20 protein-coding genes and 1 pseudogene are annotated in these 24,987 nt (G+C 40.9%); 13 read left to right on the top strand and 8 right to left on the bottom strand.

The features are described 5' to 3' along the window. Positions 1 to 71: 71 nt before the first annotated feature. Positions 72 to 998 carry a LysR family transcriptional regulator gene (locus tag ACZ8ZH_RS13655; protein WP_171405798.1) on the top strand — a complete coding sequence of 309 codons (927 nt, stop codon included), beginning with the start codon at positions 72 to 74 and terminating at the stop codon, positions 996 to 998. A 52-nt stretch (positions 999 to 1,050) separates the two neighbouring features. On the opposite strand, the gene ACZ8ZH_RS13650 is transcribed toward ACZ8ZH_RS13655, so the two are convergent. Both ACZ8ZH_RS13650 and ACZ8ZH_RS13645 read right to left on the bottom strand, forming a co-directional pair. Further along, positions 1,051 to 1,818, bottom strand: coding sequence for an ABC transporter permease (locus tag ACZ8ZH_RS13650; RefSeq protein WP_119063773.1), 768 nt, complete (start codon positions 1,816 to 1,818; stop codon positions 1,051 to 1,053). Between the two features lie 108 nt (positions 1,819 to 1,926). Continuing rightward, positions 1,927 to 3,138, bottom strand: coding sequence for a lactate oxidase (locus ACZ8ZH_RS13645; protein WP_119063774.1), 1,212 nt, complete (start codon positions 3,136 to 3,138; stop codon positions 1,927 to 1,929). A gap of 348 nt (positions 3,139 to 3,486) precedes the next feature. Between ACZ8ZH_RS13645 and ACZ8ZH_RS13640 the strand changes: the two genes are divergently transcribed. The 12 genes and pseudogenes from ACZ8ZH_RS13640 to ACZ8ZH_RS13585 all read left to right on the top strand — a co-directional run bounded on the left by ACZ8ZH_RS13640 (position 3,487) and on the right by ACZ8ZH_RS13585 (position 16,814). Further along, positions 3,487 to 4,185: a hypothetical protein gene (locus ACZ8ZH_RS13640; protein ID WP_119063775.1), complete on the top strand. Its 699-nt coding sequence runs from the start codon at positions 3,487 to 3,489 to the stop codon at positions 4,183 to 4,185. 320 nt (positions 4,186 to 4,505) lie between these two features. Beyond that, a complete protein-coding gene (locus tag ACZ8ZH_RS13635) occupies positions 4,506 to 5,327 on the top strand; it encodes a hypothetical protein (protein WP_110973792.1) in 822 nt (273 codons plus the stop codon). 68 nt (positions 5,328 to 5,395) lie between these two features. Continuing rightward, entirely contained in the window at positions 5,396 to 7,048 is a 1,653-nt protein-coding gene (locus ACZ8ZH_RS13630; protein WP_119063776.1) for a nitrite/sulfite reductase, read from the top strand. Next, entirely contained in the window at positions 7,048 to 7,467 is a 420-nt protein-coding gene (locus tag ACZ8ZH_RS13625; protein WP_087528196.1) for a CidA/LrgA family protein, read from the top strand. The genes ACZ8ZH_RS13630 and ACZ8ZH_RS13625 overlap by 1 nt, the downstream gene beginning before the upstream one ends. Further along, positions 7,460 to 8,170 (top strand): LrgB family protein, encoded by a 711-nt coding sequence (locus ACZ8ZH_RS13620; protein WP_119063777.1) that lies wholly within the window; start codon positions 7,460 to 7,462, stop codon positions 8,168 to 8,170. The genes ACZ8ZH_RS13625 and ACZ8ZH_RS13620 overlap by 8 nt, the downstream gene beginning before the upstream one ends. A 20-nt stretch (positions 8,171 to 8,190) precedes the next feature. Beyond that, entirely contained in the window at positions 8,191 to 9,117 is a 927-nt protein-coding gene (locus ACZ8ZH_RS13615) for an HPP family protein (RefSeq protein ID WP_119063778.1), read from the top strand. Positions 9,118 to 9,476: 359 nt separating this feature from the next. Further along, positions 9,477 to 10,567 (top strand): IS4 family transposase gene (locus tag ACZ8ZH_RS13610; RefSeq protein ID WP_470247926.1). Its coding sequence is split into 2 segments (ribosomal slippage): positions 9,477 to 10,017 and positions 10,017 to 10,567, totalling 1,092 coding nucleotides; the frame shifts between segments, so codons are not numbered across the junction. Further along, on the top strand, positions 10,564 to 12,342 hold the full coding sequence (locus ACZ8ZH_RS13605) for a sigma-54-dependent Fis family transcriptional regulator (RefSeq protein ID WP_470247759.1): 1,779 nt from the start codon (positions 10,564 to 10,566) through the stop codon (positions 12,340 to 12,342). The genes ACZ8ZH_RS13610 and ACZ8ZH_RS13605 overlap by 4 nt, the downstream gene beginning before the upstream one ends. Before the next feature lie 413 nt (positions 12,343 to 12,755). Beyond that, on the top strand, positions 12,756 to 13,637 hold the full coding sequence (locus tag ACZ8ZH_RS13600) for a transporter (RefSeq protein WP_119063780.1): 882 nt from the start codon (positions 12,756 to 12,758) through the stop codon (positions 13,635 to 13,637). Between the two features lie 101 nt (positions 13,638 to 13,738). Then, a pseudogene (locus tag ACZ8ZH_RS13595) lies at positions 13,739 to 15,194 on the top strand (benzaldehyde dehydrogenase). A gap of 33 nt (positions 15,195 to 15,227) precedes the next feature. After that, positions 15,228 to 16,343 carry an NAD(P)-dependent alcohol dehydrogenase gene (locus tag ACZ8ZH_RS13590; RefSeq protein ID WP_119063782.1) on the top strand — a complete coding sequence of 372 codons (1,116 nt, stop codon included), beginning with the start codon at positions 15,228 to 15,230 and terminating at the stop codon, positions 16,341 to 16,343. Positions 16,344 to 16,424: 81 nt separating this feature from the next. After that, positions 16,425 to 16,814, top strand: a complete 390-nt coding sequence (locus ACZ8ZH_RS13585; RefSeq protein ID WP_151706497.1) for a cupin domain-containing protein — start codon at positions 16,425 to 16,427, stop codon at positions 16,812 to 16,814. Positions 16,815 to 17,003: 189 nt separating this feature from the next. Here ACZ8ZH_RS13585 and ACZ8ZH_RS13580 read toward each other — a convergent pair whose 3' ends face one another. The 6 genes from ACZ8ZH_RS13580 to ACZ8ZH_RS13555 all read right to left on the bottom strand — a co-directional run bounded on the left by ACZ8ZH_RS13580 (position 17,004) and on the right by ACZ8ZH_RS13555 (position 24,836). Continuing rightward, entirely contained in the window at positions 17,004 to 18,425 is a 1,422-nt protein-coding gene (locus tag ACZ8ZH_RS13580; RefSeq protein ID WP_119063784.1) for an aminotransferase-like domain-containing protein, read from the bottom strand. Positions 18,426 to 18,499: 74 nt separating this feature from the next. Further along, positions 18,500 to 18,622, bottom strand: a complete 123-nt coding sequence (locus tag ACZ8ZH_RS13575) for a DUF2474 family protein (protein ID WP_086208670.1) — start codon at positions 18,620 to 18,622, stop codon at positions 18,500 to 18,502. 14 nt (positions 18,623 to 18,636) lie between these two features. Next, complete coding sequence (cydB, locus tag ACZ8ZH_RS13570; protein ID WP_086208669.1) at positions 18,637 to 19,641, bottom strand: cytochrome d ubiquinol oxidase subunit II; 1,005 nt, start codon at positions 19,639 to 19,641, stop codon at positions 18,637 to 18,639. Beyond that, positions 19,634 to 21,094 (bottom strand): cytochrome ubiquinol oxidase subunit I, encoded by a 1,461-nt coding sequence (locus tag ACZ8ZH_RS13565; RefSeq protein WP_119063785.1) that lies wholly within the window; start codon positions 21,092 to 21,094, stop codon positions 19,634 to 19,636. Before ACZ8ZH_RS13565 ends, cydB begins: the two co-directional genes overlap by 8 nt. 493 nt (positions 21,095 to 21,587) lie before the next feature. Next, a complete protein-coding gene (locus tag ACZ8ZH_RS13560; protein ID WP_119063786.1) occupies positions 21,588 to 22,283 on the bottom strand; it encodes an alpha/beta hydrolase in 696 nt (231 codons plus the stop codon). Positions 22,284 to 22,727: 444 nt separating this feature from the next. Next, a complete protein-coding gene (locus ACZ8ZH_RS13555) occupies positions 22,728 to 24,836 on the bottom strand; it encodes a TonB-dependent receptor family protein (RefSeq protein ID WP_119063787.1) in 2,109 nt (702 codons plus the stop codon). Positions 24,837 to 24,987: the final 151 nt, after the last annotated feature.

The raw sequence follows: 24,987 nt of genomic DNA, 5'->3' as shown, positions 1-24,987 counted from the left end.
AACTCGGATAATTTTGAAAATATTCTAAAGCATAAATTAAGTGTATATACTGCATTTTATTACATTGAAAAATGAATAATATGCACTCTATACCTCATGCTTTTGATCTCAATTTACTCTTGGTTTTTCGCGCTTTGTATCAGCATAAAAGTGTAGCTAAGGCCGCTGAGTCTATTTATATCAGTGCTTCTGCCTTTAGCCATGCACTGAATAGATTGCGAGATGTGATGGAGGATCCTTTGTTTGTTCGCATGAAAGGGGAAATGTTGCCAACCAAAAAAGCAGAGGAAATAGCGCCCTCCATTTTTGAAAGCTTAGCGCTCATCTCTCAGCAATTATTTCAAGTCGAACCATTTGATCCCCTTTCAAGTACGATGGAATTTGTGATTGGCACAACAGACTATACGGCTTTTTGTGTTCTGCCTTCTCTCATGAAAAGACTGAGTGTGATTGCTCCCAATATCAAAATAAGAATTATGTTTGAACAACAAGAGGCACTGTTTCAAAGTTTAGTCTTAGGGCATGTGGATGCAGTTATTGGCTATTCCGAGCAGGGTGAAATGAATCATTCGGCAATAGTAGAGCAGCTCTGTTTTTCAGATCGTTATGTTGTTGTTGTACCTAAGCGATTGTACAGCACGATGCGACTTGAGGACTATGTGGAGGCAAAGCATATTCGAGTGAGTGCATGGGGGGAACATCATGGAATTGTCGATCGGGTCTTAAAAACCATGGGTATTACACGACAAATTGCGCTGGAACTACCAAATATGATGGTTGCACCTTATATTTTGGAGTCTAGCAATCTCATCATGACCTTACCTAGTAAAGCTGTTGAACAATTCAGAACGATACATGAGATTGATGTTTTTGACTTGCCTATTAAGGTCCCCGATTATACTGTTAATCTTTATACTTTGGCCTCGCATCAAACGACTTCATCCCAAAGTTGGCTGAGTCAGATTTTATTGAATGTTTTTGAGCCTGCAAATATTTGATGCTGTCTCTAAAAAATAGACCACTGATCAAGACATTAATCAGATCAGTGTTTTATACATCCCGCATTTTAGTCAATAAAGAATCGGCGAGCCGATATAAAGCCATGATACTGACCCCATAAGCCGACATAATTAAAGGAATATTGGGCCTGACACCCGCAATGAAGCTATAACGAATGCAATCAACCAGATACGTTATTGGATTGAACGCATGGATCATCTGCCAATGGGGAGACAGCGCATCAATATCATAAAAAATCCCCGATGAGAAAAGTAAAGGCAAGAGGATAAAGTTGGGAATGACTGCCAGTTGGTCAAAGTCATCAATCAGAAAGGTACTGATTAAGCCACACAGTGAAAAGAATACTGCGGTAATGAAAAGGATCATAAATAGGACTATGGGATGCATTAGGCTTAGATCGGTAAGCGCCCATGCCATGAGACTACCTATCATTGCAACCATAAAAGCCCGCATTAAACTGCCCATCAAATAACCATGTACAATCAGATGATTAGACATGGGGCTGGTTAGTAGTTCTTCTAAGGTTTTCCTAAATTTAGCACTAAAGAAGCTAAGGCTGACATTGTCATAACTACTGGTGATGACCCCCATTAGGATTAACCCCGGCACAATAAAGTGCAGAGAGTTAGCTTGATCTGCGCTATTGGCGAGTGGTATGGCCAAATTATGAAAAATGAATAAATATAAAGTCAGCGTCAGTGCAGGAGCGAATAAGCTTTGTGGCCATATTCGCAGAAATCGACGAATTTCTTGAGTTGCTAAGGCATGTACGGCTACTAGGCGTTGATGTCCATTCATTGTTTAACTCGAAATTGAGTGAAATCGTTTATTTCAAGACTTATCACATAAGCATTTACCCAAGCAGTCAGCAGGGTTGCCAACACTTGGGTATAAAACCGTCAGTGTTTATTCAAAATCTTTGTCTGTATAGAGCTTGGTTTTTTTCACCGCTTCAATGTCTTTGGCACCACCGAGCATCATGTTAATACGGAGTTCTTTATTGAACTGTTCCATCACTGAGTTGACGCCTTCGGCACCTCCCAGTTGTAGACCGTAGAGAATTGGGCGACCAATGGCAACCACATCAGCACCGCTGGCTAAGGCTTTAAATACGTGTGAACCACGACGGACACCACTGTCAAAAACAATAGGAACACGCTTATTGACGACTTTGGCAATGCCCGGCAACACATCAAAAGAGGATGGACCACTATCTAACTGACGACCGCCGTGGTTAGATACCCAAATGGCATCGGCACCCGCACGAATGGCCATTTCGGCATCCTCAGGCGATTGAATCCCTTTGACAATCACAGGCAGACCAGTCAATTTCTTTACATATTGAATGTCCGACGGGGTGAAAGCTTGTTTGGCTTGGGCGTAAATTTCGCTAATACCAGCCCCTTTACCTGTCTTCGAGCCATCTTTATTTTGTTGAGCAAACAGTTCTAAATTTGCAAAGCCCAAGGGAAACTGGAAGTTGTTTTTAATGTCATCCTCACGGTAGCCACCGACAGGTGAGTCCACTGTTAAAATGATGGCTTTAGCGCCATGCTCTTTGGCACGCTTCAAGGTAAACTCGTTGAACTTGTCATTTTTACTCATGTAAAGCTGAAAGAAGAAAGGGTTTTTTCCTGAAACTTGAGCCACTTCTTCAATGGTTTTATTGCCATAGGTGCTGAGTGAAAAAATAGAACCTGCTTTTGCCATACCTTTGGCAGTTGAAAGCTCACCATCGACATTGGCTAAACCCTGAGCAGCCATAGGAGCTTGAATAATCGGGGTTTTTAAGTCAATGCCCAAGAACTTGGTATTGAGGTTAATATCTTTTAGTTCAATGCCTTGCATAATACGTGGCATGATATATTTTTTGTCAAAAGCAGAAGTGTTACTTCGTAAGTTATTTTCATCTTCTGCACCGCCACGAATATAACCAAAAGCACCTGATTGCATTTGCGCTTTGGCTTGTGCTTCTAAAGACGCGATATTCACGATTTTAATGGGCTGGTTCACGCTGCTGGCTTTATAGCTGGTCTCTGCTGCATTGCTGAAGCTGGTGGCAATGGCGATTGCCAATATACTGATGGATAAGACAATTTTATGGTGCTTTGATTTCATTTCGATGTTCCTTCCTGATTCAAACATATAGATGATTGGACTAGAATGTGTTGGGAGATGACGTTATTTTTTATTTTTTAGGCGTTCAAAACAATAAGTAGGATAGGAAGAAGTGTCTCATCTATATGACGAATACAGCTTAAATGTACTTTACATATGGGTATAGTAATCGGGTCGTGTCAGCTCATTTACCCCATAGCAGCTTAATTTCAAAAATATATGCTATCTTCTAAATCGCAAATTGCGACGTGATCTAACAAGAAATCAATTGTCTACTATCAACGTTGTAGGGCTATTTAATTTGATGTGTCTTTCTAGATCATTCTTTTCTATTTTTTAGGTTCTAAAATGCAAAAAGTACGTTTCATGTGTGCATCAGTTATTGGTGCAGTATGTTTGCTGATATCCTTGTGTACGCAAGCAAAGCCCAATGCACTGCATATCACACTCATTTCTCAAGTGAATGGACCTTCTTATAAAACCGATTTAGCAATTCAGTCGCACTTACAAGCAGAGGGTTATCAAGTACAGATTCTTGATCAGAGCCAAGATCCTAAACAAATTAAAAATACAGATTTAGTGATTTTATCCTCAACTGTAGGTTCAAAAAATTTAAAATCTGGTTGGCGATATCTGTCTATACCCTTGATGACATGGGAAAGTGATTATGTTGATGACCTTGCAATGACTGGGAAGAGAACAGGAACGGATTTTGGTGAGGTAGAAAAAACACGCTATTTATGGTTGGTCAATGCACCACATGAGTTATCTGCTCAACTCCCCGCAGGTACAGCAAATGTATATAGCAAACAAGAAAGCATGAATTGGGGGAAACCTGGTTTAGGTGCAACGATTATTGCAACCGTTTATGGTGAACCTGAAAAAGTTGCTATTTGGGGCTATGAAAAAGGCGCAACCATGGATTATGAATCTTTAGCGCCAGCCAAAAGACTCATGTTTTTCCTGCATAATGATACATTTACTCTGTTGTCTAATGATGGTTTAAAGCTATTTGATCGTTCTGTTGAATGGCTACTCAAGCCTTAATCATCTGCAAGAGCAAGACACTGTAACAGTGTATAACTGCTAAATTTTGGATTCATACGACCAAGCGCCTTGATTTGGATGTGCACACACTGTAGTAGACTATATTTAGATAAAAGAGTCGTTAAAATTAAACCGCATCATCAGAGGGATTCTAAACTGAATTGTTTTTATGGTGCGTTTGGAAACTGAAGAATAAAACCAGAAAAAGACATCAATAAAATTCTGTTATAGTTTTTTACCGCCTTACTGTAGCTACTTACTTCCATCAAATCGGATGAAAATTTGTTTCAAGAAAGAATCACAATCTTGATGGTGGCCTAATGTTTGTAACACAGCAACTGAATACAATGTCTGAACTGATTGAAGGACAGGGATTTTCAGAAAAACTACAGCATGTGCTGGCTCAGCAATATCTAAACTTAGAAGCAACATTGCTACGTGCCAAAGTTTTACGTGATTTTGCAAGTTCAAAAGTTCAGTATATTGTGCAGTCCGCTATTCAAGCAGAACAAGCTAGCGCAGCGTTTTTATTTGCACCTTTTATCTTGGCGAATCTAAATCACCCTGTGATTTATAACAGCCCAGCCACACCATCTGTTCTTAATATCCTCAACCGTTACTATCAAGCTGAGCAAAGACAAAACTTAAAAATAGATGATGTGCTTGAGGCACTGAATCTTTATTTAGATTTAAGTGATACCAGTTTAGACGATGTCGATTTTTTCTATAGTTCATTGATCAAAGCACTCTGTCGAACCGATGTTTCACAGATTTTCTTGGTGACTGCACTGGCACTCAATACGCAAAAAATAGCGGAACTTGAGCAGTTTTTTAAAGTAAAAATTTACTATATTCGCATCCATCCGCAAGATAGTATTATCGACAGTCGTGACTGGAATATGCGTAAATTATTCTTTAAAAACAAAGATGAACAGTATGTTGCTTTATGTGAAAAATTTGCCACGCTGAATGCAGAATTATTGTTGAGCTACGGCAGTTATAGCCTACAGCAAGCGACTCAATTGATCGAAGATATGTTTTATGCCGAGCATATCTATGAAAAATTATCGGTCTATGCCGAGTATATGCAGACCTGTTTACAACATGGTGTGTCACGCAATCAGGCAACTTTTTTAGCCTAATTGATAGTTTTGATACGCCCTCGAACACTGCTCCTTTTCATCTTTATGCATAGACATAGGTCACTCAGATGTTTTTATATACAGACTTTGATCAAAATTTATTAAATGAACGTGTCGCGCAATTTCGTGATCAAACCCAGCGTTATTTAGCGGGGAAACTGACCGAAGAAGAATACCGCCCATTACGTTTACAAAATGGTTTATATGTTCAGCGTTATGCCCCCATGCTACGTTTGGCAGTGCCTTATGGCTTAATGAACTCCGCACAACTGCGGAAGGTGGCCGAGGTTGCACAGAAGTATGATCGTGGCTATGCACATATTTCAACGCGTCAAAATATTCAACTGAATTGGCCGCAGCTTGAAGATGTGCCTGATATTTTGCAGGAACTTGCTACGGTACACATGCATTCTATTCAGACCAGTGGTAACTGTATTCGAAATACCACAACAGACCAATATGCAGGTGTTGTTGAAGGAGAGCTCACAGATCCGCGCCCGACCTGCGAATTGATTCGCCAGTGGAGTACTTTCCATCCTGAGTTTTCATTCCTTCCGCGTAAATTTAAAATTGCGGTTTGTGCACACCCTGAGCAAGACCGTGCTGCTACGACCTTTCATGATGTGGGAGTCTATGTGGTGGAAAATGAAGCAGGGGAGTTGGGCTATCAAATTAAAGTCGGTGGCGGGCTTGGGCGTACACCTTTAGCGGGACATGTGATTAAGCCATTTTTAGCCCGTGAAGATTTAATTGCTTATTTAGATGCTATCATGCGTGTCTATAACCTGCATGGCCGCCGTGATAATAAATACAAAGCACGTATTAAAATTTTAGTGAAAGCCCTGACCCCAGCAGGTTTTGCTGAAAAAGTTGAAGCCGAGTTTGCACATACTCAAACACTACTCAAGGTTCAGCCCAGTGTCTTGGCGAAAATGGATGCGGTGTTTCAGCCATTTACCTATGAAGCTTTAGAACAATACGATTTTGAGGCTTTGTTCCAGCAGTATCCGAAGTTTAAACACTGGTTCAATATCAATACCCATGCACATAAAGTCGCGGGCTACCGCATTGTTACGATCAGCTTGAAACGGGCAGGTGTGGCGCCGGGGGATATGACTTCCGATGAAATGCGCTTAATTGCAGATTTGGCTGACCAATATACTTTTGGTGAGCTGCGAACCACGCATGAGCAAAATATTGCCTTAACTGACGTACGCCAAAAGGATCTGTTTGAACTGTGGCAAGTCTTGGATCGTGGCAATTTGGCTCGTGCACATATTGGCTTCCTGACCGACATGATTTGCTGTCCGGGTGGCGACTTTTGCTCATTGGCAAATGCCAAATCTATTCCAGTGTATGAAGCGATTGCTCGCCGTTTTGATGATTTGGATGCTTTATATCATTTAGGTAAAGTTGATTTAAATATTTCAGGCTGTATGAATGCATGTGGGCATCACCATGTTGGCAATATTGGTATTTTGGGTGTCGATAAAAAAGGCGCTGAATATTACCAAATTAGCTTAGGGGGTAACTCAGATCATGATGCATCCATTGGTGATATTTTAGGCCCTTCATTTCCCGCAGAAGATATTCCAGATGTGCTCGAAGAAATTTTAAATACTTATTTGGATTTGCGTTTGGAGCAAGAATCCTTTTTGGAAACTTATAAACGTGTCTCCATTCAGCCATTTAAACAACGGGCTTATGCGGACATCGGATGATGTTGGATGTCCAAACTCAGTTGAAGACGCTAAAAACCGCGAGCTACCAAATCATGGCTATTTTGGCCGTTTGGAGCGGTGCTTATGTCTTGCAAAAGCTGTTGAATCTGCCTGTTGCGTCGGGTGTGTTGGGCTTCTTTCTACTGTTGTTCTTACTCGAAATGAAGTGGTTGAAATTAGCCCACATTGAACGCGGTGCAGATCTATTATTGGCTGAACTGTTGCTATTTTTCATTCCACCTGTGGTCGGTGTGATTCAGTATCAGGATTTATTGATCGCCAGTGGTTGGAAAATTCTACTGGTGATTTTGATCAGTACCGCTTTGGTCATGCTGGTTTCGGTATATACCGTCGCTATGTGCTTAAAGCAAGACGACTCAAAACCAGAACAGACGATGCAGGAAAATCAGGATGACTGAGTTTTGGGGTGTTTTTTACTTGGCTTGGACCGTGCTGTGCTATGTCATGGCAAAGAGGCTCTTTGTACGAACCCAAAAAATCTATTTGTCCCCGATTATTGTTGTGCCCATCTTGAGCATCGTACTGATTCTAATATTTCAGCACCAGTTCCAAGACTATTACCACTATACCCAGTACTTGGTGGCGATGCTTGGTCCAATTACGGTGGCTTTTGCTATTCCTGTTTTTCGTTATCGCCGTATGGTTCAGCAACATTTTAAAGTGTTGCTGTTCAGCTCCAGCCTCGCCATGTTGGTGGGTATTTTCAGCAGTTGGTTTTTGGCGAGTCTATTGGACTTTGATGACATCGTTAAAAATAGCTTGTTGGCGCGTTCCATTTCGATTCCATTTGCTTTGGTGCTCACCGAAAAAGTGGGGGGATCCATCAGCCTGATTCCACTCTTTACTGTGATTACAGGTTTGGTTGGTATGTTGTTGGGAGATGTGCTGTTGTTATGGATGCGGTGCAAGAACAGAATTGCTTCGGGTACTGCACTGGGTAATGCTGCACATGCTATGGGTATTGCTCGGGCAAGACAGCGCCATGAATTAGAAGGCGTCATTGCCAGCCTTTCCATGATTATTTCAGGAATAATCATGGTGCTTTTTGCTCCTAGCGTGATCGTACTGACGAGATACATCCTTGGCGCTATAGCGTTTTAAATCAAAATAAGGAACCGTAGATGAATCCGATGTCACAGGCAAAGACAACGTTAAGCTCCCAAAGCTATGTTATGGCTTTTCTCTTTATTTTGCTCATGGTGGTAGCGGCTTATGGACTGAATGATCGTGAAATCATTCTGCCCGAAATGGCAGCGATGGCCGTTGGATTGTGGGTTTATCGAGATAAACAGTGGCTGAATCAGCCAGATAAAATTTTTATTTTACCGAGTCTGACTGCTGTAATCGGGTTCTGTATTAATTTGATGCCGATTTCATATCTATTCAAACTGGTTTTGGTTCTATGTGCCATGTTACTCGTGATGCGGATGTTTAACTATATATTACCGCCCGCACTAGCCACGGGTTTCTTGCCGATTGTGACCCAAGCTTATGAACTATCGTTTTTGATTTCGATTTTTGTCACCAGTTTTATGCTGATGTTGGGTGTTGTGCTCTTTAAACTGAATCAGGGCATAGAGCGGAAAGGCAATTTTGATCGACGAAAAATAGGTGTGTATGCCAGTATTACTTTAATCGGTTTTGCACTCGCTGCTATTTTCAGGGTTGAAGCGATGGCACTGATTCCACCGATTACAGTGGTCGTGTATGAATCATTAAATATGATAATGTATTCGTTGAAAATGTGCCTTAAGCAGGTTGCTGTGTTGACACTGTCGATTTCAATGGCCGTGCTTATGCAGTTTTGGATTCAAGATGGGATAATACTCACCCTTATATATATGCCCTTGATGTTTCTTTTACTCAAGCTCTTTGATATGCGCATTCCTGCGGTATATGCCTTTCCATTTTTGGTTTTTGTCTTTCCTCAAGACAGCGTGATGGCTTTACCTATTGCCTCCTGTCTGATGGCGAGTTTTTCACTCGGCTGTGTTTATGTCTATCGCACCTATTTTCAAAATATGGGTATTGAGAAATCCTATACATAGCTTTATGGTGATGGAGTAGCTGAAGTTTTTTTCATCACTTCTGGTGCAGGAAAATTGGTTTAGTGTTGATTGAAAGTGATTAAAACTATAGCGCGGTATTCGTGTTTAAATTGAATGTATTTTACGGTACGGAATAGGCTTGCTTCTCAAACATCAAAATGAGTAGTAGATGTACATAAAAATACGTTCAAATCAGCACATGTATGATTTAAAGAAACGGTTTAATTTGGGATATGCTCATGGATGGTTTATCTGAATTTTCTTGGCAGAATATTAAATACAATTTTTCTCTGTACACGACAAAAATAGATAACTCATTGAAATAATGGCATAATACTTGTTTTCTGACGACGAATATGATGACACATTTCAATGAGTTACATCTCATCTTAAACAAATATCTAAAGTGGAACAAGTCACATGTAAAATGTTTTACACTGATTATGATTGCATTAATTGTAAAACAGACCTGTAATCTTTCTTCTGCATCTAAAGCCTTACCCATCAAGTGCTTACCACAATCATTTTATCGACGTATACAACGCTTCTTTGCAGGTCAGTATTTTGATTATCGTCAAATTTCTCAGTTGATTTTCAATATGTTTTCATTCGACAAAGTGCAACTGACTTTAGATAGAACCAATTGGAAATGGGGAAAACGAGATATCAATATCTTGATGTTAGCCATCGTCTATCGTGGAATAGCGATACCTATTGTTTGGACATTGCTCAATAAACGTGGAAATTCAGATACAAAAGAGCGTATTGCTTTGATTCAACGCTTTATCTCTATTTTTGGTAAAGACCGTATTGTGAATGTGTTCGCAGACAGAGAATTTATCGGTGAGAAATGGTTTACATGGTTAATTGAAAATGACATCAACTTCTGTATACGTGTTAAAAAAACTTTATTGTGACCAATCACTTAGCCAGGAATCATAAAATTAGTGATTTATTTCGTCATCTTCAAGTTGGTCAAACTGAATGTCGTAAACGACGTATTTGGGTTGGTCGAGTGAAACTGTATATTAGTGCGCTACGATTAGAAGATGGGGAACTTTTACTTGTTGTTTCTCCTATGTTTAATGCTTCTGCTATTCGTGATTATGCATTACGCTGGGAAATCGAAACCTTATTTAGTTGTCTCAAAGGACGTGGATTCAATCTTGAAAATACTCGTTTAACAGACCCTGGACGAGTCAAGAAATTGATAGCAGTGCTAGCTATCGGTTTCTGTTGGTGCTATTTAACAGGTGAATGGCAACATGATCAAAAAAAAGCGATAAAAATAAAGAAGCATGGACGACTCTCAATGAGTTTATTTCGCTATGGTTTAGACTATGTTCAAATGGCGATTCAGCGTTTAATTGGTTTTGGGAAAAAAGAAGAGTTTAAGGAAATTTTGGCAATTTTAAGAAGGCAGAATCCTGATAGGATAAGGGTTCTGTGAAATTTGTCGTGTACAGAGACAATTTTTATACGACTGGTGTGCTTCCAGAGATTGTGGAGCGAGATTCACCAATTTTACAAGCATGGGAAAGATCGAAAAAAGCGGGTTTAAGTCCTTTTTCTAAACTGACCTCGTTACATGATTTTCCTGTCGATCATCTGTCTTGTGAGGATGTCAGATTTGCTGCACTTGCTGAAGTCGTTTTAAACGATATTTGGCAGTTATTTGGACAGCAGGATGTTAGTGTTTTTTTAATTAATCAACAGCTTAAAATTATTGCCGAACGCCATAATCCAGACTTAGACGAGCAGTATCACTTTTTACGGACAGGTCGAGTGATTGATCCTTCTATATTTGGAGCAATTGCACCGACATGTAGTGTTTTGTCAAAACAGCCTATGATCATGACGGGACATCAGCATTATTTGGATGAATTTGCCAATTATTCTTGTGCGTCTGTGCCTATTTTTAATGGAGCAGGAGCAGTTTTAGGCGCTTTAGATATCACCTCACCGCAAGGGCTTTTGGCCAGTAATTGGCTTCGGCATTTGCTGTATCAAAGTTATATTTTAGAAAATAAACTGATTCTTGCAGAACTCAAACCAAACCAACGTGTACTTTATTTCCAACATTCAAAAGACTTAATTGAAAATGCTTATACAGGCATGATCGTGCTGGATAATTATGGGCAAGTTGTGAAAGCCAATCAAATGGCATTGAAATTACTCAACTGTTCGATTGAACTGTTATTAGGTCGCTGTATTTACGATTTCTTTTTAACAAAGACATTGAGTCAGCTTGAGACAACTGGTTCATTTTTTATCCAAAGTCACGATCACGCATTTTTCTATGCAAAGTGGTATGCCTTGCATAGAGCTGAAAAAAGACAGACCAAACAAATCGCTATGCAGCAGGTGCTTGATCAGGCCCTAAGAGCTTTAAAAGCAGATATTCCAGTGCTGATTACAGGAGAAACGGGTACGGGTAAAGACCACTTTGCACAGCAGTTACATCAAAAGCTGGATGCTGACCTACCTTTTATTTCCATTAACTGTGGCGCGATTCCTGACCATTTATTAGAAGCAGAGCTGTTTGGTTATGAAGGCGGGGCATTTACGGGAGCAAAAAGGCAAGGTGAAAAAGGACTGATTGAACTGGCGGATCAAGGTATTTTGTTTCTCGATGAAATTGGTGATTTGCCCTTACATTTGCAAGTCAAAATTTTACGCGTCTTGCAAGACCAACGGTTTTATCGGGTTGGGGGACGAAAGCCGATTAAATCAGCATTTAAGTTATTATGTGCAACCCATCAAGACTTGAAAATGAAAATTGAACAGCAGACATTCCGTAGCGATTTATATTATCGGATCTGTGGTTTTCAAGTGCATCTGGAACCTTTACGTTTACGACAAGATAAGCAAGCGATTTTCCATCGTATTTTACATCAGTTTGGCATCTCGCAATGGTCAGCTCAAGTCGAGCAGCAGTTTCAGACCTATACATGGGCGGGGAATATCCGTGAGCTTATTCACATTGTAAGGTTATCGGCTGCGTTTAATGAGGGCGATGTTTTGACACAGCTTTATTTGCCTGAGTCCTCGGATGGTGTTCAAACGGTGAATCAGTCTATGCTAGCAGTGGAAAACCCAAACCTAAATGCGATGACCAAACAGATGGTCATGCAGGTATTAGATGAAGAAAATGGCAATATTGCACGCACGGCCAAGCGTTTAAATATTTCAAGAACAACGGTGTATAAATACATCAGCAGTTAGGTGTTATTACATAATTTAGCTTTGAGGTTATCTAGCCCATATCTTTAGCTTTTACTGTTATTTAAACGCAATACTGTTTCGGACTTTGGGTCTAAGTTTCGTATACAGAGTACCAATTTACCTCAAGAGATTTTTTTAAATCTTAATTTACAGCAGGACTGTCCAGTAACTGGACAGTCCTTTTTTAGTATGTCTACTTTATGGACATGAGTAATTTTTAAAAACACTCAAGTTGTTGATATTTATTTATTAAATTTATGGCATGCATTCTGCAATAACTCTACAACTCATACTCGGTCAAGCAGGACGCTTGATGATTTTTGACAAATGATCAATGCATTTAAAGGTCATTAAAACAAGCTCAAGAAAAGAGATGAGCCATTAAGGATAATTTGGATAAAAGGGAACATGTTATGCATTTTGGGAATAAAAATGCGGGATTACTCATACTTGGTGTTTTGTGCACATCACAGAGTCATGCCATTGATGTGAATGTTGGGGATTATACAACCCTCCCGAGCGGAACCAATCTTGGGGTTTTTTATTATCAACATAGTGAAATGGATGGTTACTATCAAAAGGGTGATAAAACCCATGCTGATTCTCGCTCAGATATTGGTATTGCACGTTTCATTCATTACACCGACATCGCAGGTTTACGTGCAACGCCGCAAGTGGTCATTCCTTTTGGATCGGTGCGAAATACTCAAATTGGTGATGCAGATTTGAATAATGCATCGGGTTTTGCAGATCCGATTATAGCCTCTGCTTTTTGGTTGATTAATCAACCTGAACAAGGGGCTTCGGGTCGCTATCTCGCGGTAACTCCGTTTATTTATTTACCGCTTGGACAATACGATAAAAATGATGCCGTGAACCTAGGTGAAAACCGTTTTAAATATGATGTGCAGTTGGCTTGGGTACAACCGCTTTATGGCAAATGGGGTTTTGAGTTTTATCAAGATGCAATTTGGTATGGAGACAATGATAAAGCAGGCAGTGGCAATCAGACCCTGTCTCAAGACACCAGTTATCAAACACAGGTCAATTTACGTTATGACTTAAATGCCAAGCAGCGATTTGCCTTGGGATATGCAGCCAACTATGGCGGTGAACAATCTTTGGATGGCATTCAGCTCAATCAAAACATGGAAAAGCAACAGGCTCGATTTGAGTTCCAGCACATGATGAATGCCAAAACGCAATTGAGTGCACAGTTGGTTTCAGACACGCAGGTCGAAAGTGGGTTGAAGAAAGAGTTTGGACTAAACTTTCGACTTTTTTACATTTTTTAATTCAAAGCATGTGCGATGACAACACATCCATTGCTTCAGTTCTGCAACGATGAAAATGGATGGATGTGTGGATTGTTTAGGTCAATTTTCAAGAGGTGATTATGTCGATATTAGCAAAAGAGATTTGGGATAAAAAACTATTCAACGGTTCATGGCAACCAGCCCAACAGACGTATAGCGTGGTTGAAGTGGCGACAGGTCAAGAATTAGGCGAAATTGGCTATGCTTCCTCTCAAGATGTAGTAGAGGCAGCACAACAGGCAAAAACTGCACAGCAGGCATGGTGGGCACTGAGTTATCAAGAACGCCAAGCGGTATTTGAGCGGGCAGCCATTTTACTCACGGAACACCAAGCAGATGTAATTGAATTGTTGGTGAAAGAAAGTGGTTCTTTACCGCTTAAAGCAGGTTTTGAAGTCAGTATTTCTATTCAAGTGCTCAAGCATTGTATCGGTTTACCTGCTGCGGATCAGGGCACAGTCCTGCCAACCCAAAATGGGAAACTCAGCATTGCAAAACGCTTACCGCTTGGTGTGGTTGGGGTGATTTCACCTTTTAATTTTCCACTCTATTTAGCATTACGTGCGGTTGCACCTGCATTAGCACTGGGTAATGCAGTGGTACTTAAACCAGATGAGCGCACAGCCGTGTGTAGTGGTTATGCGATTGCGCGTATTTTTGAACTTGCTGGACTCCCGAAAGGTCTGTTGCATGTCTTACCGGGTGGAGCTGAAGTCGGAGAAGCACTGACACTGGATAAAAATATTGCCAGTATTCAGTTTACGGGTTCAACAAATGTTGGGCGTATAGTCGGCGCCAATGCTGCAAAAACCTTGAAAAAAGTCTCATTAGAGTTAGGCGGTAAAAACTCGCTGATTATTTTGGATGATGCCGATATTGAGTTGGCTGCTGAAAATATCGCATGGGGTGCATTTTTGCACTCAGGTCAAATCTGTATGACTTCAGGCAAAATTTTGATTCACAAAAACATTTATGCACAAATCAAACAGCGTGTAATTGAAAAAGTGAAGAGTTTTGTGGTGGGTAACCCGAGTGAGGAGCATGTCACCATTGGTCCTCTGATTAATGCCAAACAAGCACAACGTGTAGAAAAACTGGTTAATGCAGCAGTTGCAGAGGGCGCAACACTGGAAATAGGCGGATGTGCCGATGGCGTATTCTTTGAACCGACTGTGCTTTCGGATGTGACAGCCAATAATTCAATTTTTAGTGAAGAAATTTTTGGACCTGTGGCAGTGCTGATTCCTTTTAGCTACAGATGAACAAGCGATTGAACTTGCTAACGATGGAGACTACGGGCTTTCAGCCGGTGTGATTAGCTCAAATGTGGGACGTGCGATGCAACTGGGGGCACAGCTCAAAGTCGGTTTACTACACATCAACGATCAAACCGTGAATGATGAAACAGTCAATCCATTTGGTGGTTTCGGCTCATCAGGAAACGGAACGCGTATCGGTGGTCCTGCCAATGCCGATGAATTTACCCAATGGCAGTGGATGACTGTACAGACGCAAGCACCACATTATCCTTTTTAATCAGTTGAATCATTTATTACAGGAAGTAATCGTATGAACGAAATGAAAGAAATTATTGCCGCAGTGACGGCATGTAAAGGTGCAGACTTTGAATTGCAAGCGCTTAAAATCCGTCAGCCTCAAGGCGATGAAGTACTGGTGAAAGTGGTGGCTACAGGTATGTGCCATACCGACTTAATTGTCCGTGATCAATATTATCCTGTACCACTGCCTGCTGTTCTTGGTCATGAGGGCGCAGGGATTATTGAGGCGATTGGCCCGAATGTCACTGACCTGCAAGTGGGTGATCATGTGGTGTTGAGTTATGGCTATTGTGGTAAATGTACTCAGTGTAATACGGGCAACCCTGCTTATTGCGCAGAGTTCTTTGATCGCAACTTCAGTGGTGCTGACCTAGACGGACACAGTGCAATTTGTACGCATGATCATGCCGTCGTACATGATCATTTTTTTGCTCAGTCTTCCTTTGCGACTTATGCGTTAAGCCGTGAAAATAATGCAGTGAAGGTGACCAAAGAGGTTCCACTTGAACTACTTGGGCCTTTAGGCTGTGGTATCCAAACAGGTGCGGGCGCATGTATCAATGCCCTCAAAGTAACACCTGCGAGTAGCTTTGTGACATGGGGCGCCGGTGCAGTAGGTCTAAGTGCTTTGCTTGCAGCAAAAGTCTGTGGTGCTGCAACGATTATTGCTGTCGACATTGTCGAATCACGTTTGGAGCTGGCTAAACAATTGGGTGCAACCCATGTGATTAATAGCAAAACGCAAGATCCTGTGGAGGTGATCAAAGAGATTACAGGCGGTGGAATCAACTTCGCGCTTGAGTCTACTGGGCGACCTGAAATCTTAAAACAGGGCATAGATGCACTCGGGATTTTAGGCAAAATTGCAGTGGTTGGTGCGCCACCTTTAGGCACTGCCGCTCAGTTTGATGTGAATGATTTATTGTTGGGTGGAAAAACCATTTTGGGTGTGGTTGAAGGCAGTGGCGCACCGAAGAAATTTATTCCTGAGTTAGTCACGCTGTATCAACAAGGTAAATTTCCGTTTGATCAACTAGTAAAGTTCTATGCCTTTGATGACATCAATCAAGCCGCGATAGACAGTCATAAAGGAGTTACGCTAAAGCCTATTATTAAAATCGGCTGATGTTTAATGACCTGATCATATTGATGTGATCAGGTCATTCCTTTTAAAAAGTTATCAAAAATAAATTCAGGGAACAGAACAATGGTGGATCAACCTTTTGTGCTAAACACCAATACCATGCCATGGGAATTTATTCCCATTCCTTTTTTAAACAGTGAATTACCTGTTAAGACCTGCTTGCAAGATCCAGATACTGGCATGATGATTTGGAAGTTACGTTATCCAGCTGGATTTAGGACAGTGGAGCATTGGCATCATTGTGCGCATGGCATGTATGTATTAGAGGGACATTTGGTCACCAGTCAGGGTGAGTTTGGGCCAGGAAATTTTGTGTGGTTTCCTGAGGGTTCTGTAATGTTTCATGGTGCGCGAAGCGATAATGATGCCTTAATGCTCTTTATCACCAATAAACCCTTTGATATTCACTTCACCGCAGAAGAAGGACTGCCTAACCTTTCGGTTGAAAGTTAATATTTACTAAAGATGAGAAGATTAAGCGACTTTAAATTCAAACGCTTCGCATTAAACACTCAATATATTCAGTTTAAAAATAAGTCTGTACTAACGTTGGATGACATGTTCAGAAGTGATCATGTCATATTACTTTTTACAGGGGCTTATGATTCTAATGAATAAAAAATGCTCCCAATGAGTAGCCACTTAAACAATATTATTTGAATTGAAAGCATTTGGATAAATACATTCGATCAACGTATCTAAGGCATTTTGGATACTGTCATTGATTTCAAAGGAACAATTGATGCGAATATGATGTGGCACATGATCAGTTTGATAAAATAAAGAACCCGGTGCAATACTGATATTTTTCTCTAAGAGTTGCTCATAAATTACATTACCATTCACTTGCTCGGGCAGGGTAATCCATAAAAAATAGCCCGATGGATAATAATGAATTTGATAATCTTCAGACAAATGTTCAGATAAATAAGTGTAATACTGATTTTTTAGACGTTTTAAGGTGTTACGTAAGGTTTTTAAGTGTTTTTCATAATGTCGATGCGATAAATAATCGACCAAGGCATTTTGAATAAATGAGTTGACGGAAAGTGTGCTCATGAGCTGTAAATGCTGAATATGCTCTGAAAACTTACCCGCATAGACCCAACCAATTCGAAAACCCGCACCCAAAGTTTTTGAAAAAGAAGAGCAGTGTAGAACCAAATTTTTCTGATCAAAGTATTTCATCGAGAGCGGTTTTTTATGATCAAAATAAAGCTCTTCATAAACATCGTCTTCAATCAGATAAATATCACGTTCATGCAACAGTTTTGCCAATTGATATTTGATTTCATCACTGACCGTAAAACCAATCGGATTATGGCTATTGAGCATGAGCAGGCAGACTTTAATTGGATAGCGCTCAATCGCATCTTTAAAAGCTTCGAGGTCAATACCATGCTCGTCATGTTCAGGAATACTAATAACTTTAAGACCCAAATGTTCCGCAGCTTGCCAAGCACCGTAAAATATTGTTTTTTGAAGCAAAATATAATCACCCGGTTGGGTCATAGCCTGTAAAGAAAGATTTAAAGCATCCAACCCGCCTGAGGTAATCACAATATCGGATGGATCCGTCGGAATCCCTTGCATGCAGTAGCGTTGGGCAATCAGTTTCCGTAACTCAAAGTTACCTGGGGGTAAACTCGGCATTTGTTCATAACTAAGACGGTGCTTGGCACGTTGTCCTAAGGTTTGCATTAGCTTGGCTGAGTACAAGAGTTGGCTGTTGGGAAAAGCGATGCCAAAGGGAATCATCTTTTCAGATTGAATGGATTTTAAGTATCTGAAAATTTTAGAGTTGATTTCAATTTTTTCATTGAGGACAACACTATTGGCATTATGCTCTGACTGAGCATCACCAGTGACAAAGTAACCGAGTTTTTCTTGTGAATAAATCAGCCCCTGCGCTTCGAGTTCCTGATAGGCATTCATCACGGTCATGAGACTGAAGCCTGATGTTTCCGCTTGCTGGCGCAGAGAAGGTAACTTGTCGTTCGGTTTCCAAAAACCACTCTCAATCAAATGTTTTAGGCTGAGCGCAAGTTTTTCTGATTTATACATATGGCGGTCGCTACAATTAAAAAGCACAGGACCGATATCTAAGGTCCCATGCTCGATTCATAAAAATGATTAATTTAGTATGCAAAACTCAGCATGAGCTTGAAGAAACCCGCAATAAGTGCGAGAGAGATCACGCCAAAGCACCATAATAAAATAAACCATAATTGTGGGCTGAGTCGATCCACAAATTTTTTCATGTTTATCTCCTCTATTAATGATAGCCCTGATCTCCAATACGGACTTTGTCACGGAATACCCAATAAGACAAGAACGTATAGGCTAGGATGATGGGGATTAAAATGGCAGCACCGACCAAAGTGAATTTTAAACTCGACTCAGGCGCAGCCGCTTGCCAAATATTGACCGATGGCGGAATAATATTCGGCCATAAACTAATCACGAAGCCTGTAAAGGCTAAAAACACCAAAGCTAAGGTATAAATAAAGGGCTTGAGGTCATGTTGCTTTTTACATGCAGATAAAATTAATCCAACGAATAACAAGACCAAAATGGGCACGGGGCTAAAATAAAATAAGTTCGGTAAAGAGAACCAGCGCTGTGCAATTTCAGGATGAGTCAGGGGCGTATATAAACTGACCGCACCAAAAATAATGAGCAAAGCTATGATCAAGCGTGGCATTAGATGATACATACGCTGTTGTAAGTCTTTCTCTGTTTTCCAAATAAGCCAGCCGCAGCCTAAAGTGGCGTACATCACCACGACCCCAATGCCTGTAAATACGCTAAATGGAGTCAACCAGTCCAATACGCCGCCACTATAAATACCGTTGCTGGTCTGTATACCTTGGATATAGGCGCCTAAGATCACACCTTGGAAAAAGCTCGATAAGATAGAACCCCAAATAAATGCGAGATCCCAAAGGTATTTGGTTCGAGTGGCTTTGAAGCGAAATTCAAAGGCGACACCTCGGAAAATCAAGGCCACTACCATAAAGATAATGGGTAAATACAGTGCCGATAAAACGGTTGAATAGACCAAAGGAAATGCAGCGAATAACCCAGCACCACCCAGTACCATCCATGTTTCATTGCCATCCCAAACAGGCGCGACCGTGTTCATCATCACATCACGCTCTTGACTACCGTGAATGAACGGGAACAGGATGCCAATCCCTAAGTCAAAGCCATCCATAACCACATAGATGAGCACACCGAGTCCGATAATTCCGACCCACACCATAACGAGATCAATCATGCGGTTTCTCCTTGCTATCTGGAGTAGAGCGATTTGTTGAATCAAGTGATTCATCTACAGCGCTTAGCGGACGTAAAGGGGTTTTAAAATGACCTGGACCTACTTCTTGAACAGCATCTAAGGGAGTGGAAAATGAAGGCCCGAGCTTGATTAAGCGCAACATATAGTAAATACCTGCACCAAATACCACGGTATAAACCAAGACAAAGATGATGAGACTTAATCCGACCTGATCTGCTGTAACTGTATGCGACAAGCCCTCTTTGGTACGAATTACCCCATACACTACCCAAGGTTGGCGGCCGACCTCGGTGGTGACCCAACCTGCTAGGAGCGCGATATAACCTGTAGGTCCCATAATAATGGCAAACTTATGAAACCAACTGCTTTCATATAAGGCGCCTTTTTTACGTAGCCACAGTGCTGTGAGCGAGAGTAGAACCATCAACATGCCCAAGCCAACCATGACACGAAAGCTCCAAAATACAATTAAGGCATTTGGACGGTCTTCGGGTGCAAAATCTTTTAAGCCTGTGACTTGACCTTCTAGTGAATGGGTAAGAATCAAACTGCCTACATAAGGAATTCCAATTTCAAGATCATTCGACTCTGTTTCCATATTTGGTAAAGCGAAGAGTAGTAAAGGCATAGCATGGTCACGGTTGGTTTCCCAATGCCCTTCAATGGCTGCCAACTTTGCAGGTTGGTGCTTTAAAGTATTTAAACCGTGATGATCACCAATCACAACTTGCAGACAAGATGTGATCAGTACCATCCATAAGCCCATGGAAAAGGACTTTTTCACCAACTCATCGCGACGGCCTTTGAACAAATGCCATGCTGCGGTGCCCACAACCAGCAAGCCAGACACAAGGAATGCTGCCGTTGCCATATGTGCAAAGCGATAGGGGAAGGAGGGGTTAAATACAATCGCCCACCAGTCTGTCGGGACAATAATGCCGTTTTCGATGGCAAAGCCCTGAGGGGTTTGCATCCAACTGTTGGAAGACAAAATCCAGAACATGGAAATACAGGTGCCGATAGCAACCATTAAGGTGGCAAAGAAGTGGGCTTTGGGACCGACACGCCCCCAACCAAAGAGCATAATCCCCAAGAAACCTGCTTCCAAAAAGAATGCACTTAAAACCTCATAGGTAAGGAGAGGGCCTGTGACACTTCCAGCGATGCGAGAGAATTCACTCCAATTGGTACCGAACTGATAGGCCATGACGACCCCAGAAACGACGCCCATGGCGAATGCAACAGCAAAAATCTTAATCCAATATTTAAATAAATCTTTGTAAATTGGATTTTGAGTGCGTAGCCATTTCCATTCCAGCATGGCGAGAAAGCATGCCAAACCAATGGATGTAGCAGGAAAAATAATATGAAAAGAAACAGTAAAGGCAAATTGAATTCTTGCCAACTCAAGTGCAGTTAATCCAAGACTCATAGCATTCTCCATGCTTGGCGAGAGTATCTGCATGGAGATACTTCATCGCTGTCTAGATAAGAGTGATCAAAAAGCATAGATCGTTTCATGAAAAACTACCTACTTAGAATATTCATCCAAATCTTGCATGAGAATGTAATGTAGAAGTAGGTACAAGAATCGTAGATAAAAATATAACAAAATGGATTCATCGCAAGTTCTTGTTATATTTTTCGAACTCTTTTTTGATCAGTTTATTTTTATTCCTTATTTAAAAATATACAGAAAGTTCTGGCAGGCAGTCAGTTAAAAAATGTTATTCAAAGTTTGTATCGCGTGTCTTAGCATTATTTGGCTTGGTGTGAAACGAGCATATTAAGATCCCTATAGAAAGTCATTTTGTTACGCGACTTTAGCATTGGTTTGAAGTTGTTTTTATCTAATATAAGGATTGTGAGCAGAATAAGGTGCGATCTGAAAAGAGGGAGTCGAAACTCCCTCACACTTGAGGTGTTTAATGTGCCAGAAAGTTTGCTGCTTCATCAATTAGATCAGATACTTCTTTGGGTTGAGAGGCAAGCGAAGCATGACTTGCATTTAACGAAATAACTTTTTGCGCATTAAGACGTGAAGACATCATCGCTTGGTTTTCAGGGTGGATCATGCGGTCTTCGGTTGAGATTTGATACCACGATGGTTTGATTTTCCATGCTGGATTTGAAATTGTATCGCCAAAAGTACTGGCAACAGGGGCTTTCTGAGTGATTCCCATCACTAAGCCTTCATCATTTGTTAAGTCTTGACAAAAGCTTTCATGATATTTATCTGCTTTTACCCAAAGATAGCCGTCACTATCAGGTTCTAAATTGGGTGCTCCTACGGGCAAATGCAGTTGGGTAATCCCACCTGGACTTTCTCCTGTATCTGGAGCAAATGCTGCAATATACACTAAGCCGACGACATTCGGCTGATTGCCTACTTCAGTTATGACAGCTCCGCCGTAGGAGTGACCGACCAGAAGAACATCACCTTGCACTTGTGCAATCATTTTACGAGTTCGTTCGACATCGTCTGCTAAAGACGTAAGCGGAAGTTCAACGGCTTTCAATGCGGTATAACCGCGGTGAGATAAATCGGTAATAACTTTAGACCAATGGGCTGCACCGCCCCAAAATCCATGTACAAATATAATTGTAGGCTTATTATTCATATTCTATTCCCTAGACTAAATTATCATCTTATCGTGAAAAATTTAAGGAGACTAGTTTGGTTTTATGCTGCTCTGTATTGTTAAATTTAACTGATTGTAAGTTAAAGAGATGAGTGGGCTAAATTTTCGCAGTCATTTTTGAAAACATATTTATTATTTAAATACTTAATTTTTATATTGAATCTAAGGTTTAGTAAAAAGTAGGGCATAACCTTTTATCGGTTTATTTTAAGGGATTCTAGTATCTTTTATTAGATTTGAAGGTTGTAGGTTGAGCTGAGCAGCTTATGCCGAGGGGCTGACATTTATCAGACAGAGTATCCATTTCAGCTTTCGGTGCTGTCTAGAAATAAAGGGAAAGTTGTTTCAGGCGAGGACATCATTTTTGCAAAGATGAATGAGAGGTGTCCCTGCCTGAATATTTGCTTTTCTAGAATTGAATGTTTAGAAATCAAATGAGGTTTGTAGATAATACGTTTGTGGCGCGCCTACATACATTCCACCGACTTGATCCGCTGAACGTGTGTAGTATTCACGGTCAAATAGGTTCTTCACACCGAAGCCCACTTTGAGACCATTGAGTTGTGTGTTGGAAAAATCATAGGATGCCCGAACACCCACTAAACCATAACCAGGAATGTTGCCATAGCGTCCAGTAGCATCATGGGTGCCCGATGCGGTTTGACCAGATTGACCGTAGAAATTAGTGTTTAGTGTCCATTGATCAACTTTATAGTCTATTCCAGCATTACCTACCCATTGTGAATAAAAGTCGAGATCTTGTCCTTTGTTTTCCCCAGCAGATGCGGTTGCTTTGGTGTAAGTGGTATTGGCATACAGCGAAATACCGCTGAGTTCGTCACTGATTGCACCGAGATTATATTTAAATCCGAACTCGGCTCCTTTGTGTTCAGTGGCACCTAGATTTGAATAAGTTTGAGTTGCATCATCTCGTTTTAATTCATCAGAAAAATCAATATAAAACAGGGTGAATTCTAGGGATAGATATGGGTCTAAATAGTGTGTACCAATTTCATAATTATTGGCTTTTTCAGGTTGTAAGCCTTGCATGGTCAGATAGGCACCTGACGCATTGGTATTGGCCATTTGGCTATATTGTAGTGGTGCAAAAGATTTACCGTAGTTTGCAAAAATATTCCACAAATCATTGGCTTTATACATGACTGAAAAGCTTGGTAATACTGCATCATAGGATTTTTCAGCATGTACTCCGTTGAGTACCGATGCATCTTTATTTAATTTGTACATATTTTCGGTGGTTTTGATTTTCTCAAAACGAACACCAGGAATCAGAGACCATGCACCCACATCTGTGCGGTTGTCGATGAACAATGCATGTGCATCTGTTTTCCCGTCTGCTTTGGTCCAAGCATATTCATTTGTAGGGCCTGTGACCGTGTTATAGCTTGCACGATTAACCGCTTCTTCACTGGTTTCATGTAGATAGCGATAGCCCACAGAAACTTCATTTTCAGTAGTCCCAAATTGGTACGCATGCGAATACCGTGGCTCGATTGCCGTCACTTTATAATTACGTGGCGCCGTTTGGTACAGTTTTGATCCACTACGTTCCATTCCTGCATCACGGAAGGTGTCAGTGTGATAGGCCAAAAGCTCAAAGGCATTGTCATCTTTTTTATAGCTGTATTTAACTGAACCGTCAGTACGATGCCCTTTCATATAATCATGATTGCGCAAGGACTGATATGGATTTTCAGCAAATTGAGCAGGGGTTAAACCTCCAGGCATATCTACATCTGCATCGTAGCGGTGTAGATTGGCTTCAATTTTTGCATATTCATCTATTGCATAAGCTGCTTTTAAGCGAATATCGTTGATGTCAGAGTCATCATTTTTATCGCGAAAACCCTCTCCATTAACGCCAGAATATAACAGCGCTAAGCCTAAACCGTTGTCTAATGTTCCCCCCACAAATAAGTTGGGGTTAAATTTTACATGACCGTTTTCTGCAATTTCTGTAGTGAGGTCTACCGTTCCAGCAAAGGTTTCAGGAATTGTACGCGAGTTAAAGTTAATAATCCCGCCTACATTTTGTGGCCCAAAGCGAACAGAGCCCGCGCCACGCACCACGTCGATACTTTCAATATTGCCTAAACTAGTGGGTGCTAAGGAGAGTTGTGATTGACCATAAGGGGCAAACGAAAGTGGAACACCGTCCACGAGTACCTGTGAGCGTGGTGAAAACCGTGACGTTAAACCACGGACACCGATGCTTAACGATGCATCACTCCCAGCTGTTCCTGCATTTTCAGGAGCTTGAATACCAGGCACAGTGCGTAAAGCCTCTTTGACAGAAGTTACGCCTCGGTTAATCAACTCATCACGCTGAATGACTGTACGCGCTCCAGCATGATTTAGTACTTTCTGTGCATTGGCTTCATCTAACCAGTTGCCTTCGGCTTGCACAGTTATCGGGTTAAGCGTCACAGTAGGGTCTGTATCGGCTGCATAAAGTATGGAGGGAAATAAGCAGAGTGTGAGGACTGATTTTTTGAAATGAGGGAGTGACACAAGAGATCCTTAAAATGATGTATAGGTGAAATATGAAGAAAATATGGAGAATTTGTAAGTTTGTGAAATGATAAGCTGACTAGCGAAATCTGTAAATGATAATCGTTTGCTTTTTATTCAAGTGTTATATAAAAATTATTAGAATAAAGGG

It is taken from the genome of Acinetobacter sp. SW-226 (assembly GCF_055632855.1).
Note: the sequence above shows the minus strand (reverse complement) of the source record. Positions and strands in the feature narration are given on the sequence as shown.